The sequence below is a fragment of the Oryzihumus sp. genome, assembly GCF_036391795.1.
Classification (GTDB): Bacteria; Actinomycetota; Actinomycetes; order Actinomycetales; family Dermatophilaceae; genus Oryzihumus.
In genome coordinates this window covers 1-14,959 of record NZ_DASVZH010000327.1, presented here as the reverse complement: position 1 = coordinate 14,959, position 14,959 = coordinate 1, and the positions used below count along the sequence as shown (strand labels likewise).

The 14,959-nt window shown below is 73.7% G+C and carries 14 protein-coding genes and 1 pseudogene; 7 read left to right on the top strand and 8 right to left on the bottom strand.

From position 1 onward, the window contains the following. On the bottom strand, nucleotides 1–1,239 hold a 1,239-nt coding region (locus VF825_RS19870), incomplete at its 3' end, for a lactate utilization protein B (protein WP_331116681.1). After that, nucleotides 1,236–1,955, bottom strand: a complete 720-nt coding sequence (locus tag VF825_RS19865; protein WP_331116685.1) for a (Fe-S)-binding protein — start codon at nucleotides 1,953–1,955, stop codon at nucleotides 1,236–1,238. The genes VF825_RS19870 and VF825_RS19865, both read right to left, overlap by 4 nt. 120 nt (nucleotides 1,956–2,075) lie before the next feature. On the opposite strand from VF825_RS19865, the gene VF825_RS19860 reads away from it, so the two are divergent. Next, nucleotides 2,076–2,504, top strand: a complete 429-nt coding sequence (locus VF825_RS19860; protein ID WP_331116679.1) for an SRPBCC family protein — start codon at nucleotides 2,076–2,078, stop codon at nucleotides 2,502–2,504. Nucleotides 2,505–2,627: 123 nt separating this feature from the next. On the opposite strand, the gene VF825_RS19855 is transcribed toward VF825_RS19860, so the two are convergent. The 3 genes from VF825_RS19855 to VF825_RS19845 all read right to left on the bottom strand — a co-directional run bounded on the left by VF825_RS19855 (nucleotide 2,628) and on the right by VF825_RS19845 (nucleotide 5,317). After that, entirely contained in the window at nucleotides 2,628–3,422 is a 795-nt protein-coding gene (locus tag VF825_RS19855; protein WP_331116677.1) for a Cof-type HAD-IIB family hydrolase, read from the bottom strand. 8 nt (nucleotides 3,423–3,430) lie between these two features. Further along, nucleotides 3,431–4,702: a serine--tRNA ligase gene (serS, locus tag VF825_RS19850; protein WP_331116675.1), complete on the bottom strand. Its 1,272-nt coding sequence runs from the start codon at nucleotides 4,700–4,702 to the stop codon at nucleotides 3,431–3,433. A 75-nt stretch (nucleotides 4,703–4,777) separates the two neighbouring features. Then, nucleotides 4,778–5,317, bottom strand: a complete 540-nt coding sequence (locus VF825_RS19845) for a DinB family protein (RefSeq protein ID WP_331116673.1) — start codon at nucleotides 5,315–5,317, stop codon at nucleotides 4,778–4,780. A 34-nt stretch (nucleotides 5,318–5,351) separates the two neighbouring features. Here VF825_RS19845 and VF825_RS19840 point away from each other — a divergent pair, with 34 nt between their 5' ends. Genes VF825_RS19840 through VF825_RS19825 form a run of 4 tightly spaced genes read left to right on the top strand, consistent with a single transcriptional unit; the run spans nucleotide 5,352 to nucleotide 8,297 of the window. Further along, a complete protein-coding gene (locus VF825_RS19840; RefSeq protein WP_331116671.1) occupies nucleotides 5,352–6,464 on the top strand; it encodes a diacylglycerol/lipid kinase family protein in 1,113 nt (370 codons plus the stop codon). Between the two features lies 1 nt (nucleotide 6,465). Then, nucleotides 6,466–7,140, top strand: a complete 675-nt coding sequence (locus VF825_RS19835) for a phosphatase PAP2 family protein (RefSeq protein ID WP_331116669.1) — start codon at nucleotides 6,466–6,468, stop codon at nucleotides 7,138–7,140. Further along, nucleotides 7,137–7,847, top strand: coding sequence for a phosphatase PAP2 family protein (locus tag VF825_RS19830; RefSeq protein WP_331116667.1), 711 nt, complete (start codon nucleotides 7,137–7,139; stop codon nucleotides 7,845–7,847). The genes VF825_RS19835 and VF825_RS19830 overlap by 4 nt, the downstream gene beginning before the upstream one ends. 6 nt (nucleotides 7,848–7,853) lie before the next feature. Continuing rightward, complete coding sequence (locus VF825_RS19825; RefSeq protein ID WP_331116665.1) at nucleotides 7,854–8,297, top strand: SRPBCC family protein; 444 nt, start codon at nucleotides 7,854–7,856, stop codon at nucleotides 8,295–8,297. A 1-nt stretch (nucleotide 8,298) separates the two neighbouring features. Here the strand turns inward: VF825_RS19825 and pheA are convergent, their stop codons facing one another. Then, the gene (gene pheA / locus VF825_RS19820; RefSeq protein WP_331116683.1) at nucleotides 8,299–9,216 is read right to left on the bottom strand and encodes a prephenate dehydratase; all 918 of its coding nucleotides are present in this window, start codon (nucleotides 9,214–9,216) and stop codon (nucleotides 8,299–8,301) included. An 81-nt stretch (nucleotides 9,217–9,297) separates the two neighbouring features. Here pheA and VF825_RS19815 point away from each other — a divergent pair, with 81 nt between their 5' ends. Beyond that, nucleotides 9,298–9,918, top strand: coding sequence for a TMEM165/GDT1 family protein (locus VF825_RS19815; protein ID WP_331116663.1), 621 nt, complete (start codon nucleotides 9,298–9,300; stop codon nucleotides 9,916–9,918). A gap of 13 nt (nucleotides 9,919–9,931) precedes the next feature. On the opposite strand, the gene VF825_RS19810 is transcribed toward VF825_RS19815, so the two are convergent. Beyond that, nucleotides 9,932–11,248 (bottom strand): glycosyltransferase 87 family protein, encoded by a 1,317-nt coding sequence (locus VF825_RS19810; RefSeq protein WP_331116661.1) that lies wholly within the window; start codon nucleotides 11,246–11,248, stop codon nucleotides 9,932–9,934. Between the two features lie 82 nt (nucleotides 11,249–11,330). On the opposite strand from VF825_RS19810, the gene VF825_RS20145 reads away from it, so the two are divergent. Beyond that, nucleotides 11,331–13,733: a hypothetical protein gene (locus VF825_RS20145; protein ID WP_414695902.1), complete on the top strand. Its 2,403-nt coding sequence runs from the start codon at nucleotides 11,331–11,333 to the stop codon at nucleotides 13,731–13,733. A gap of 241 nt (nucleotides 13,734–13,974) precedes the next feature. On the opposite strand, the pseudogene VF825_RS20140 reads toward VF825_RS20145, so the two are convergent. Continuing rightward, nucleotides 13,975–14,694: pseudogene (locus VF825_RS20140) on the bottom strand (glycosyltransferase 87 family protein); the annotation flags it as partial. Nucleotides 14,695–14,959 lie beyond the last annotated feature (265 nt).

Below are 14,959 nucleotides of genomic sequence, written 5' to 3'. Positions count from 1 at the left end.
CGCCACCGCTTCGGGCCGCGGCACGCCACCGCGGTGCGCGTCGACGACCTGCGAACGCAGGTGCACCAGCACCTCGGGGATGTCGATGCGCACCGGGCACACCTCGAAGCAGGCGCCGCACAGCGTCGAGGCGTAGGGCAGCGAGTCGGTCTGGGCGTCCTGGCCGACCCCACGCAGCAGCGGGTTGAGGATGGCGCCGATGGGGCCGGGGTAGACCGAGCCGTAGGCGTGCCCGCCGGTGCGCTCGTAGACGGGGCACACGTTGAGGCAGGCCGAGCAGCGGATGCAGCGCAGCGCCTGCCGGCCCACCTCGTCGGCGAGCGCCCGGGTGCGACCGTTGTCGAGCAGCACGACGTGCACCTCCTGCGGGCCGTCGCCGGGGGTCACCCCGGACCAGGTGGAGGTGTAGGGGTTCATCCGCTCCCCCGTGCTGGAGCGCGGCAGCAGCTGCAGGAAGACCTCGAGGTCGGACCAGGTCGGCACGACCTTCTCGATGCCGACGACGCTGACCAGCACCTCCGGCAGGGTCAGGCACATCCGGCCGTTGCCCTCGGACTCGACGACCACGAGGGTGCCGGTGTCGGCGACGGCGAAGTTCGCCCCCGAGACGGCGACCCGGGCGCGCAGGAACTTCTCCCTCAGGTGCAGCCGGGCCGCCTCGGCCAGCCGGGCCGGGTCGTCGGTCAGGTCCGCGGGCGCGGGACGGCCTGCCGACGCCATGGCGCGGGCGAAGATGTCGCGGATCTCGGCCCGGTTGCGATGGATCGCCGGCACGAGGATGTGGCTGGGCAGGTCGTCGCCGAGCTGGACGATGAGCTCGGCCAGGTCGGTCTCCCAGGCGGCGATGCCCTCGGCGGCCAGGGCCTCGTTGAGCCCGATCTCCTGGGTGGCCATGGACTTGACCTTGACCACCTCGTCGACGGCGTGGGCTCGGGCCACGTCGGCGACGATGCGGCAGGCCTCGGCCGCGTCGCGGGCCCAGTGGACCTGGGCGCCGCGCGCCTGCAGCGCCGCCTCGAGGGTCAGCAGGTGCTCGTCCAGGCGCAGCAGGGTCGCGTCCTTGATCGCGGCGCCGGCGAGCCGCAGCTCCTCCCAGTCCTCGACCTCGGCGACGACCGCGGCCCGCTTGGCCCGGATGGTGCCCGTGGCGTGGGCGAGGTTGGCCCGCAGCTGGGCGTTGCCGAGGGCCTCCCGGGCGGCCTTGGGGAACGCCGGCATCCCGACGAACGTGGCGCTCATGGCGACCCCGTGGCAGCCAGGACCTCGGCCAGGTGCATGACCCGCACCCCGGCGCGCTGGCGCGACAGGATCCCGCCGACGTGCATCAGGCAGGAGCTGTCGCTGGCCACGAGCACGTCGGCGCCGGTGCCCACCACGTGCCGGGCCTTGTCCTGCCCCATCGCCACCGAGGTGTCGGCGTTCTTCACCGCGAACGTGCCACCGAAGCCGCAGCACTCCTGCGCGCCGGGCAGCTCGACCAGCTCCAGGCCGCGGACCGCCCGCAGCAGCCGGGTGGGCCGGTCGCCGACGTCGAGCAGCCGCAGCGAGTGGCAGGTCGGGTGGTAGGTCACCCGGTGCGCGAAGGTCGCGCCCACGTCCTCGACGCCGAGCACGTCCGTGAGGAACCCGCTCAGCTCGTGCACCCGCGGCGCGGTCCGCGCGACCGCCTCCGCCAGCGCCGGGTCCCCGGCCCGCCGGGCGACGAGCGCGTGCTGGTGACGCACCGACCCCGCGCACGACCCCGACGGCGCGACCACCGCGTCATACCCGGCGAACGCCTCGACGAAGGTGCGCACGACGGGCACCGCCTCGTCGAGGTAGCCGGTGTTGACCATCGGCTGCGCGCAGCAGGTCTGTCCCGCGGGGACCTCGACCTCGACCCCGAGGCGGCGCAGCAGCGCGACCGTCGCCCGGCCCACGCCGGGGAAGAGCGCGTCGCCCAGGCAGGTGACCATCAGCGCGACCCTCACGGGACACGACCGTACGCGTGCGTGCCGCCCCGACGCAGGATCTGGGGCACCCGTCGTGCACCGGTCCGGCATGCCGACGGCCCGTGCCCGGGTGAGGATGGGGTCATGAGACTGCAGCGCAGCGTCACGGTGGACGCGTCACCGGAGAAGGTCTTCGCCTACCTCTCGGACTTCACGACCACCGAGGAGTGGGACCCCGGCACGGTGCGGTGCGTGCGCACCAGCGGTGACGGCGGGGTCGGCACCGTCTATCTCAACACCTCGAGGGTCCTCGGCCGCGAGACCGAGCTGACCTACACGGTGCTCGACGTGCAGCCGGGGCACCGCGTGCAGCTGCGCGGCCAGAACAAGACGGTCACCGCCACGGACACCATCGAGGTCAGCCCCAACGGCTCGGGCAGCGACGTCCTCTACACCGCCGACTTCGAGTTCCAGGGCATGGCCAAGTTCCTCCTGCCCCTGTTCATGGGCGCGCTGAAGAAGCTCGGCGACGACGCGCAGAAGGGCCTGCGCGAGTCGCTGTCCCGCCTCTGAGGCCGCCCGCGCCCCTGCTCACCTCAGGCCGCTTTGCTCGGCCCAGGCCGGTCGCGGACACGGTTCCGGCGGCGGAAACCGGCCGGGAGTGAGCAAAGCCGTCCCGGCTGAGCAAAGAACCGGTCAGTCGAGCAGGGAGCGCAGGACCGGCACGAGTCCGTCGTCGTCGACGTGGCCGGTGACCTCGTCGGCCGCCGCCTTGACCTCGTCCGGGGCGTTGCCCATCGCCACGCCCCGGGCGGCCCAGTGCAGCATCTCCAGGTCGTTGCGCTGGTCGCCGACGGCCATCGTGTGCGCCGGCTCGACCGACAGGTGGCGACGGACCTGCTCCAGCGCCGAGCCCTTGGTCACGCCCTCGGGGTTGATGTCCAGCCACGCGGTCCAGCCCACGGCGTAGGACACCTCGTGCAGGCCGGCCTCCCCGACGAGGCGCATGAACTCCTCGGCCGTGGCCTCCGGGCTGCGCAGCGTGACACGGGTGGCGGGCGCGGACACCAGCTCCTCCCACTCGACGACGCGCAGTTGCCCGACCAGCTCGCCGTCGGGGAACGGCTTGCTGAGCTTGAAGCCCACGCCCAGCTCCTCCACCGCGACCGCCGCGTCGGGGATCCGCTCGCGCAGCAGGTTCAGCGCCGGCGCCGGGTCGAACGTGACGACGTCGAGGAAGCGGTAGCCGCCGTTCTCGGAGGGGTCGAGCTCGAGGGTCACCGCGCCGTTGGAGCAGACGGCGAACCCGTGGGACAGGCCGAGCGCGTCGATCACCGGCATCGCGGCCACCGTCGAGCGACCGGTCGCGATGACGACGTGCACCCCGGCGTCGGCGACCGCGCGCACCGCGTCCCGCACCGCGGGCGAGAGCTCCCCGGCGTGGTTGACGGTGGTGCCGTCGAGGTCGAGGGCGACCAGGCGCTCGGCCATGCCCCGCCTCAGCCCTGCGGGGTCAGGACGTCGAGCCCGAGGAACGGCCGCAGCGCCTGCGGCACGACGACCGACCCGTCGGCCTGCTGGTGGTTCTCCAGGATCGCCACGAGCCAGCGGGTCGTGGCCAGGGTGCCGTTGAGCGTGGCCACGATGCGGGTCGCCCCCGACCCGGTCCGCTCGCGCACGTTGAGCCGGCGGGCCTGGTACGTCGTGCAGTTGCTCGTGGAGGTCAGCTCCCGGTAGCGGCCCTGCGTCGGCACCCACGCCTCGCAGTCGAACTTGCGCGCCGCGGGACCGCCGAGGTCACCGGCAGCGGTGTCGATGATGCGGTAGGGCACCTCGATCTTGGCGAGCATCTCGCGCTCCCAGTCCAGCAGCCGCTGGTGCTCGGCCTCGGCGTCCTCGGGCCGGCAGTAGCTGAACATCTCGACCTTCTGGAACTGGTGCACCCGGATGATGCCGCGGGTGTCCTTGCCGTAGGACCCGGCTTCCCTGCGATAGCAGGTGGACCACCCGGCATACCGCTTCGGGCCGCGGGACAGGTCGAGGATCTCGTCGGCGTGGTAGCCGGCGAGGGCGACCTCGGAGGTGCCGGTGAGGTAGAGGTCGTCGGCCTCGAGCCGGTAGACCTCGTCGGCGTGCGCGTCGAGGAAGCCGGCGCCGGCCATGACGTCGTCCTTGACCAGGGTGGGCGTGATCATCGGGGTGAAGCCGTGCTCGACCGCCTGCGCCACCGCCATGTTGAGCAGTGCCAGCTCGAGGCGGGCACCGACCCCGGTGAGGAAGTAGAAGCGCGACCCCCCGACCTTGGCGCCGCGCTCCATGTCGAGGGCGCCCAGGCCCTCGGCGAGCTCGAGGTGGTCCCGCGGCTCGAAGCCCTCCACGGCGAAGTCGCGCGCCGCGCCGTGGGTCTCGAGCACGGTGTAGTCGTCCTCGCCGCCGCTGGGGATGCCGGCGATGACCACGTTGGGCACCCGGCGCACGAGCGCGTTCAGCTCGGCCTCGGCCTCGTCGGCGGCGGCCTGCAGCTCCTTGACCCGGTCGGAGGTCTTCTTCGCCTCGGCGACCAGGGCGGCCTTCTCCTCGCCCTTGGCGGCGGCGACCTTCTTGCCGAACGACTTCTGCTCCGCGCGCAGCTGCTCGAACTCGGTCAGGGACGACCGTCGGCGCTCGTCCGCGGACAGGATCGCGTCGACGATCCCCTCGTCCTCGCCACGCGCGCGCTGCGAGGCGCGCACCGCCTCAGGGTCCTCACGCAGAAGTCGGATGTCGATCACGGGCCCGAGCCTATCGGCGCTCGTGGCGCGGCTCCGAACCGTTGGCCAACCGCAGGGGTATGCCGGGTGGCCGGCTCACGCGCCCACGTCGTGGCCGTGGTGCACCAGGTCGTGGACGAAGTACTGCCCGAGCGTCTCGACGGTGAAGGCGGATCCGTTGCTGCGCAGGCCGGTCCGGTCCCACTCCTCCTCGGTGACCTCGTCGAACCGGGCGGCGGCCAGCTCGGCGGCGCCGGTGAGCTCGGCCGACACCAGGGCGGGGTCCTGCTCCCAGTAGCGCTCGGCCAGCGCGGTGGCGTCCTGGTCCCAGTTGGCGAAGTGCGGGTGGTCGGTGGTGAGCATGAGGCGGACCCGCTCGGCGAAGACCCGGCACACGTCGCGGACGTGGCAGGCGTACTCCAGCGGGGACCACACGTGGGGCTCCGGGCGCAGCCGGGCGTCCGGCCGGGCCAGCACCGCGCCCCACCGCGCCGCGCTGTCACGGACGATGTCGGGCACCTGGGTCCCGGCCACGTGGGCCGCGTCGAACCCGCAGTCCGGGCACGGCTCGTGCAGCACCCAGGTCCAGTCCTTGTCGTCTGGTGGCGGCGGGGTCGGTGCCGTGGGACGGGCCATGGGGCGCAGCCTACTTTCGGGTAACGTCCGCGCTGTGCTGAAAGACAACGCCGGGTGGATCGCCGTGCTGGCCATCCTCCTCGTCCTGCTGCTCGCGGGGGCCGTCACGGCCGCCTCGAGCCGTGGCGCTCGCGCCCGCGTGGACCAGGCGTTGCAGGCGACCCGCCGCTTCGCGCGGCGTCGCCCCCACCGGCAGCACTTCCGACCGGAAGGAGCTGCAGTGGCCGAGGACAAGCCCCGTCGCGCTGCGATCATCATCAACCCGACCAAGTTCGAGGACCAGTCGGCGGTCCGGCGCAAGATCGCCAAGGGCTGCGCCGACGCCGGGTGGGCCGAGCCGCTGTTCATCGAGACCACCGCTGAGGACACCGGCGAGGGCCAGACCCGGCAGGCGCTCGAGGAGGGCGTGACCGTCGTCTGCCCGCTCGGCGGCGACGGCACGGTCCGTGCCGTGGCCGGCGTGCTGGTCGGCACCGAGACCCCGATGGGCCTGCTGCCCGGCGGCACCGGCAACCTGCTGGCCCGCAACCTCGACCTGCCGGTCGACGACGTGTCCGAGGCGCTGAAGGTGGCCCTGACCGGGCAGAACAAGCGGGTCGACGTCGGGCGGATCCGGGTCGACGCCTCCGGGGAGCACGAGCGCCCCGCCGAGCACGTCTTCCTCGTCATGGCCGGCCTCGGCTTCGACGCGGCGATCATGGCCGGCGCCCCCGAGGCGCTCAAGGCGCGGGTGGGCTGGCTGGCCTACGGGGTCGCGGGGGTGCGCAACCTGCGCGGCGCCCAGTTCAAGGTCCGGATCACCGTCGACGACGAGGCGGAGATCTCGCGCCGGGTGCGCACGGTCGTGGTCGGCAACTGCGGCAAGCTCACCGGCGGCCTGGTGCTCATGCCCAAGGCGGAGGTCGACGACGGCTGGCTCGACGCGGTCACCCTCTCACCCAAGGGCATCGTCGGCTGGCTGGCCGTCGCGGCCCGGGTGCTGACCAAGACCCGCAAGGGCCACGAGCGGGTCGACCACCTGCGCGGCCGGGAGCTGTCCATCCGCAGCGACCGCCCCGAGGAGGTCCAGCTCGACGGCGACACCATCGGCAAGGCCCTCGCGCTGGGCATCCGCGTGGAGCCGGGCGCCCTCGTCGTCCGGGTCTGACGTGCTGCGCCGGGTCGGGCGGGGGCTGCTGGTCGGGGTCCTCGCGCTCGTGCCGGTCGTCGTGGTCGCCGTCCTGGTGCGGGAGCGGTTCCAGCCGCTCATCCACGCGGACGACGCCGTGATCCGCGCGGCCACCGACGTCACCCGCGCGCACCCCGCCCTGCTCCAGGCGCTGCTCGTGGTGCAGGCGGTGATGCAGCCGGTCTGGGTCTACCTCGTCGCGTCCGTGGTGTGCGCCTGGGTCTGGCGGCGCGGCCTGCGCTCGCGGGCGCTGTGGGCTGCCGCGACCATGCTCGTGGGCTGGTTCCTGGGCTTCCTCGTCAAGCTGCTCGTGCAGCGGGCCCGCCCGGTGGTGAGCGACCCCGTGTCGCACTCCCCGGGATACAGCTTCCCCTCGGGGCACGCGTTCAACGCCGCGCTGGCCCTCACCGTCGTCACGGTCGCGGTGTGGCCGCTGGCGCACCGCGCCGTCAAGGCGACCCTGCTGACGCTCGGGTCGCTGGTGGTCGTCGGGACCTGCCTGGACCGGGTCTTCCTGGGCGTCCACTTTCCTTCTGACGTCGTCGGTGGTGTCATCCTTGCGCTGGCCCTCGTCGCCGCGTCGTGGGCCGGGTACCGGGGTCCGCGCCCGGTTGCCCGCGAGGCCACCCCCTCGATCGAAAGGTCCGCACCATGACCGTCCTCACCCGCTGGTCCCCGCCCACCGAACGGGAGCGCCCCGGCGCCGGGGCGGTGGCCAAGAGCCTGCTGCTGCGGGTCGTGCTGCCGGGCATCCTCGTCTGGGCGGTCATCTGCGGGATCGGGCTGCTGCTGGCCGGGCCGCTGAAGTCGATCGAGGACAACGAGAACTCGGTCAACAAGGCCCTGGCCAGGAGCCGCACCGCCACGATGAACTCGGTCACCGCGGTCTGGTCGCACATCGGCAACACCGAGATCGTGATCGGCGTCTGCGTCGTCGCCTGCATCGTGCTGCTGGCGCTGACCCGGCGCTGGTGGCTGGCGATCATCCCGGCGATCGCGATCGCCCTCCAGGCCTCGACGTTCGTCGGCGCCACCCTCGTCGTCGGCCGCGACCGCCCGACGGTGCAGCACCTCGACCCCGCCCCGCCGACCTCGAGCTACCCCAGCGGCCACGTGGGCGCCTCGACCGCGCTCTACCTCTCCCTCATCTTCTTCGCCTCCCGGATCGAGCGGGTCTGGCTGCGCAACACCCTCGTCACCGTCTTCGCGCTCATCCCGCTCCTCGTGGCCTACGCCCGCCTCTACCGCGGCATGCACCACGTCAGCGACGTCCTCGTCGGCTTCGCCAACGGCATCGTGTGCGCCCTGCTCGCCCGGTGGTGCATCCGCGAGGCCGACGGCGGTCGCACCTCCCCGGTCTGACCCCCCGTGGCCCCACCGGTCTACCGCTTCGCCACGACGTGGCGGCTGCCCGCCGAGCCCGAGCGGGTCTACGCCGTGCTCGCGGACATCGAGCGGTACGACCGGTGGTGGCCGCAGGTCCGGCGGATCACCCGGCTGGACGACGAGTCCGGCGACGTGCAGATCCGCAGCGTCCTGCCGTGGACCCTGCACCTGCACCTGCGCCGCGAGGTGGAGGACGAGTCGGCCCTGCGGCTGCGCGCCGCGGTCCGCGGCCACCTGCACGGCTGGTCCGGCTGGGAGCTGAGACCGGGGCCGGGAGGCACCCACGCGGCATACCGGCAGGAGGTGGAGCTGCACGCCCCGGTGCTGCGCCGGGTGTCCTTCCTGCTGCGGCCGGTGCTCCGGGCCAACCACGCCGCGATGATGCGCGGCGGCGAGCGCGGCCTGCGCGCCCACCTGACCGGCTGAGTCAGGCGTTGCGCAGCCCCCGCAGCCAGGCCCGCGCCGCGGTGAAGTCCGTGTCGCGGGTGCCCGGCCGGACCTCGACGACCGCCCCGTCCGCGCGCGGGTAGGAGCCGAGGAAGCGCACGTCGGCGCACACCCGGCGCAGCCCCATCAGCGTCTCGCCGACCCGCTCGTCGTTGACGTGGCCCTCGAAGTCGATGGAGAAGCAGTAGCGGCCCAGCGCGTCGCCGGTGGGCCGGGACTCCAGCCGGGTCAGGTTGATCCCGCGGGCGGCGAACTGCTCCAGCAGCTCCAGCAGGCCCCCGGGGTGGTCGTCGGTCTGGAACAGCACCACCGAGGTCTTGTCCGCCCCGGTCGGCTCCGGCAGCCGGCCCGGCCGGGCCACCAGCACGAACCGGGTCACCGCACTGCGGTTGTCGCCGATGTCCTCGGCCAGCACCTGCAGCCCGTGCGCCTGCGCCGCGACCGGCGCGCACACCGCAGCCTCGTATGCCGTGTCGCCACCGGCCAGCCCGGCCGCCGCCGCCGCGGTGGACAGGCACGGCACGTAGGTGGCCTCCGGCAGCTGAGCGCCCATCCAGTGGCGCACCTGGGCCCAGGCGTGCGGGTGGCTGCCGACGCCGCGGACGTCCGCCAGCGTGGTGCCCGCGCGGGCGGCCAGGACGAAGGTGATCGGCACGAGCACCTCGTGGACCACGACCAGGTCGGCACCGGAGGACAGCGCGTCCAGGGTGGCGCTGACCCCGCCCTCGACGGAGTTCTCGATGGGCACGACCGCCGCGTCCACCGACCCGTCGCGCACCGCCTCCAGCGCGGCCTCGACCGAGGCGATCGGCACCCGCTCGACGTCCTCGACGCCGGGCAGGCGCAGCAGGGCCATCTCGGTGAACGTCCCGGCCGGGCCGAAGTAGCCGTATCGCATGCTCACGCCCGGCAGCGTATTGCCCGGTCGCTGTGCGTGCCCGGACGTCCCACGGAGCGACCGAATAGGGTCGGGGACACCATGAGTCCCCTCGCCATCGCCGCCACCGCCTTCGTGCTGATCTTCCCGATCGAGCTGCCGGACAAGACGTTCATCGCCACGCTCGTGCTGGCGACGCGCTACAAGCCGCTGGCGGTCTGGGTCGGGGTCACCGCCGCGTTCCTCGTGCAGACGGTCGTCGCCTGCACCCTGGGCGGGCTGCTGGCGCGTCTGCCGCGCACGCCGGTGGAGGTCGTGGCCGGCCTGCTGTTCCTCGTCGGCGCCGTCATCCTGTGGCGCGGGGCCGCCCACGCCGAGGCGGAGGAGGCCGAGACCGAGCACGAGTTCGCCGCCAAGGCCCGCGCCGGCGTGCACGGCTGGCGCGCGGTGGGGGCCAGCTTCCTCGTGCTGTTCGTCGCCGAGTGGGGCGACCTGAGCCAGCTGCTGACCGCCGGCCTCGTGGTGCGCTACAACGACCCGGTTCCCGTGGGCATCGGCGCCTTCCTGGCCCTGGCCACGGTGTCCGCGCTCGGCGCGGTGCTCGGCCGGACCCTGCTCAAGCGGATCCGGCTGGGCACGCTGCACCGGGTCGGTGCCGGGCTGTGCCTGCTGATGGCCGGGCTGACCGTCCTGCAGGTCGCCGGCGTGGACCTCGTCGCCTGAGGAGTCTGGGTGCTCAGCCCAGGCGGCTCTGCTCACCCAGGACCGCTCCCGGCGCCACCTGCGGCGCCCCGGAGCGGTCGGGTGTGAGCATGCCCTCCCGACCTGCCTCGCCCGGGTCGTGGTCGTCGCGGGTCCGCAGCGTCCAGCCGAGCAGGGCCAGGGCCAGCAGCGCCCCCGCCGTGTCGGCGTTCTGCAGCATCCTGCCGACGAACACCGGCGACCAGCCGTCGCTGAGCCAGGAGATGCCCCACCACGGCATCCGGCACAGGAACCACGCCGTGACCACGCCGGCCGCCCACAACCGCTTGCGGTCGCGCAGCGGGTCCGCGCCGAGGATGGCGAAGACGACCACGACGATCCAGTGGAGGTGGTGGATCCACGCCACCGGAGAGAGCAGCACGGCCATGAGCCCGACGACCGCGACCTCGGCGATGGAGTCGTGCTGCCGGTAGGCCCGCCGGGCCAGGGCGAAGCCGATCACGCCGACCACGGCGACGCACACCAGCCAGATCGCCGTGCCGGTCAGGCCCTGCGGCGCGACCCGGAGCAGGAAGCCACGCAGCGACTGGTTGGACGTGCCGGAGTTGGGCCCGAGCCGGCTGGGGTCCTGCAGCGCGCCGCCCCAGAAGGCGAACGACGCCTCCGGCAGCAGCAGCCAGGTGCCGACGGTGACCCCCACCGCGGTGCCGACCGCCCACGCGGCCTCCCGCCAGCGCTTGTTGACCAGGTAGTGCACCACGAAGACGCCGGGCGTCAGCTTGATCGACATGGCCAGGCCGACGAGGACCCCCGGCGGGATCCGCCGGAGCAGGCCGGGCCGGGGCCGGCGCAGGTCCATCAGGCAGGCGAGCACCATGAACGCGTTGACCTGGCCGAAGCGGATGCCGTCGGCGACCGGCTGCAGCCAGATCATCGGCACGACGAGCAGTGCGAGGACCAAGGGCGCCCTGGCACCGGCCCGGTGGATCAGCCGCCACCCGGCATACCAGACGATCGCGGTGTTGGCCGCGAGCTGCAGTGCGGTCCACAGCCAGCCCACCGCCCCGAACGGGATGAGGGCCAGCGGCAGCGCCCACAGCGCCGCGAACGGCGGGTAGGTGAACGGCAGCAGCTGCGGCGACTCGGTCATCGCCTCGTAGATGGGGCGGCCGGTGAGGATGGACACGCCGGCCTCGCGGTAGACCTCGACGTCAACCTGCCACTGGTCCAGCGGCCAGAACACCAGGTAGTGCAGCCACACCGGGCTGGAGCCCACGATGATGACCAGGACCGCGAGCAGCCACATCCGCCCGGTCGCAGACGAGCGGGGGGCGGGGCGCTGATCGGTCACCGCGCCATTGTGGCGGGTCCGGCCTGCGTGGGTCGCGACGGGCCGGGACCGGCACCCGACGAGGGGTCGTAGCCTGTTCCCCGTGACCCGACGCCGCCTCATCGCCGTGCTCGCGGTCCTGATGGTGCTCGGCGCGCTCGCCGGTCGGTTCATCGCGTCGGGGTCCCCGGCCGACGCCTCCGCCGAGGCACGACCCACCTCGAGCTCACCCGCCCAGGGCTCGGAGACGGGTCCTGTCATCGTGATCGGCACCGGCGGCCTGACGTGGAGCGACGTGACGCAGAAGGACACCCCGGCGATGTGGTCGTTCCTGCGCGACGGCGGCGCCGCCTCCCTCACCGTGCGCTCGGTCCACACCAACACCTGCCCGGTGGACGGCTGGCTGACGCTCGGCGCCGGGGAGCGGGCCGGGGACGTCGACCAGGGCAGCAACAGCAAGCCCCCGTGCCGGACGATCGACCAGGGTCCGGGCGCGGACGGCAAGGTGCCGCACTGGGACACCTGGCTCAAGGCGGCGGCCGACAAGAACTTCGACGCCCACCTCGGCCTGCTCGGCGACCAGGCGGCCAGCGGCAACCTCTGCGTGCAGGCGATCGGCCCGGGCGCCGCCCTCGGCGCGGCCCGGTCCAACGGCGCCGTCGCCCACTACACCCCCTTCGGTGACCAGCTCACCAGCGCCCTGGTCGCCTGCCCGCTGACCCTCGTCGACGTCGGCGTCGTGCGTGACCCGGCGGACGTCGACCCGGCCGAGAAGCCGGTGCCCCAGGGCAGTGCGGCGCTGCAGGCCCGCACGATCGACCGCCGGATAGAGCAGGTGGTCCAGCAGGCGCCGGCCGGAGCCGACCTCATGCTGGTCAGCCTCGCCGACGCCGGCCAGACGGAGCGGCTGCGACTGCTGGCCCTCAAGGGGCCGCACTTCGGCGCCGGCACGCTGTACTCCTCCTCCACCCGGCAGCCCGGCCTGGTCCAGCTCGCCGACATCGCCCCCACCGTCCTCAGCGACATCGGGGCCCCGGTGCCAGGCACCCTGGGCGGCACGCCGCTGCGCAACGAGCCGGCACCGAACAACTCCGAGGACTCAGCGCACCAGCGCCTGCAGGCGTTCGTCGACTACGACCTGGCCTCCCACGAGGTCCACTCGCTGGTGCCGCCGTTCTTCACCGGGCTGGTCTACTCCCAGCTGGCGATCTACCTGTTCGTGGCCGTGGTGTGGCGGCGGCGGTGGGGCTCTGAGCAGACCCGCCTGCAGCTGCTGCGCGTGGTGCGCCGGGTGGCCGTCGTCGCGGCGACCGTGCCCGTCGCGACGTTCCTGGCCAACCTCTTCCCGTGGTGGCGCTTCCCGTGGCCGATGGTCGCGGTGGTGGCCTCGGTCGGCGTGTTCGTCGCGATCATCTCGGCCGTGGCGATGAACGGGCCGTGGCGCCGCTCGCTGTTCGGCCCCCTCGTGGTCATCTCGGTCGCCACCATGGTGGTGCTCGCCGCCGACGTCATGACCGGCTCCCGGCTGCAGCTGTCCTCCCTCATGGGGCTTCAGCCGGTCGTGGGTGGCCGGTTCTACGGCATGGGCAACGTGACGTTCGCGCTGTTCGCCACGGCCACGCTCCTCCTGGCGGTCGCCGTCGCCGACCGGCTCAGCCGCAACCACAGCCCGGTGGTGGCCGCCATCGGGGTCGGCATGGTCGGGCTGTTCGGCGTCGTGGTCGACGGGTCACCGTCCTGGGGCAGCGACTTCGGCGGCCCGCCCGCACTGCTGCCGGGGGTGGCCTACCTCGTCCTCGCGGTGCTGGGCATCAAGCTGACCTGGCGCCGGGCCGGCATGATCGTCGGCGGCACCGCCCTGTTCCTCGTCGTCGTGGGTTTCCTGGACTGGCTGCGCCCGCCGGACTCACGCTCGCACCTGGGCCGGTTCGTGCAGACCGCGATCGACGGCGGTGCGACCGACATCGTGGTGCGCAAGGCGCAGCAGAACTTCAGCATCCTCACCGGCAGCAGCCTCACCCTGCTCGTCCCGGTCGGGCTGGCGTTCATGGTCTACATCCTCGCCCGACCGACCTCGTGGGGCTCCCGGGCGCTGCAACGCTCCTACGAGCGGGCACCGCTCCTGCGCCCCGGCCTGATCGCCCTGCTCATCACGCTGGTGATCGGCTTCGCCCTGAACGACTCCGGCACCGCGATCCCCGCCGTCTCGGCGACCCTGGCCATCCCGCTGGTGATCGCGGTGAGCGTGCAGGCGCTCGAGGACGACGAGCGCGGCGCCACCCGCAGCAGCCGCCGGGGCCGACGTGGCAGTCCGGTCAGCCCTGCCGCACCGGCTGTTGCGGTGGCGGTGGCGACGCCGGCCCCGGAGGCTGCGGGCTCCGTGGCCGCCCCGGTCGACCGGGCCGACCCGCCCCGGTTCGCCACGCGCGCGCAGCGGCACCAGCAAGGAGAAGCCACACGAGGATCCCGGCGTACGGGGCGAGGTTCCTCCTCACGCCGAGGCTGAACGACTCGACCGCGGCCGACATGGCCACGACCCGGCCCGGCACGTAGGCCAGCACGAGCACCAGCAGCCGCGCCAGCAGGATGCCGTCGAGCGCACTGGCGGCGAGCGCCGGCAGGGTCGCCCACGTGAGGGCGTCGTACCAGGGCAGCGAGTAGGGCGCGCCCAGGACGTATGCCGTGCCGGTCACCAGGGTCGCCAGCAGCGCCGAGGCGGTCATCGCGTCGGCGGCCCCCGGCGCCGGCCCGGCGGCGCGGACCAGCACGGCGAGCAGCAGCCCCATCGCGACGACCACCACGACGGCCGCGGTCGTGACGACGGTCCGGGCGGCGCCCCCGCCCAGCGGGCCGGTAAGCCACTCCAGCACCGGACGCCACGGCGTCGCGAAGGACACCGACCGGCGCGCCTTCTCCAGCTGGGAGAACACGTGCGGGCCGGCCCACAGGTGCAGCGGCACGGCGACCACGACGAACCCGGCGGCGGCCATCAGCACCCGGCGCACCAGCTCGGCCCGTCCCAGCGCCCGCCACGACCACAGCACGGCCACACCCACGACGGCGTCGGTGACCTTGGTGCTCACGGACAGCCCCAGCACGAGCCCGGCGAGCCCGGGGTGCCGGGCCGCGAGCAGCACCGCCGCCAGGGCCAGGGCGGTGGCGATGACGTCGACGTGGGCGCCGAGCACGACCACGCCGAACACCACCGGGTTCGCGGTCCAGAGCAGGTCGACCCGGCCCTGCCAGCGCGGCCCGGTCCCGGCCCGCAGCAGCAGCCAGCGCACGCCCAGCCACGCCAGCACGACGAGGACCTGCCACACCCAGACCGTCTGGCGCAGGTTGGCGCCGCCGACGTACGAGGCGAGGGCCTGCAGCGCCGTGGCGGCGGGACCGTAGATGCTCGGCGTGTGCGTCCACGGCGGCTCGACGGCGCTGGTGACCGGGTCGTGGCCGCCCGCCCACGTCACCGGCGGCACGAGGTAGGGGTCGCCGCCCTGGGCCGCGATCCGCCCGTAGGCGGCGTAGTTGGTGTGGTCGGCCGAGCCGAAGGGTGCCGTGAGCAGCGCGAGCGCGCCCAGCCCCAGCACCAGCGGCCAGCCCAGCCGCGGCGCGGTGCGCCGCCACAGCCCGAGCGCGACCGCCAGGGCGCCGAGGAGGTATGCCGCCCACAGGGTCGCGGTGACCGTCGCCGAGGTCAGGTGCAGCGGCAGCTCGCCCGGCGCCCAGCCGCGC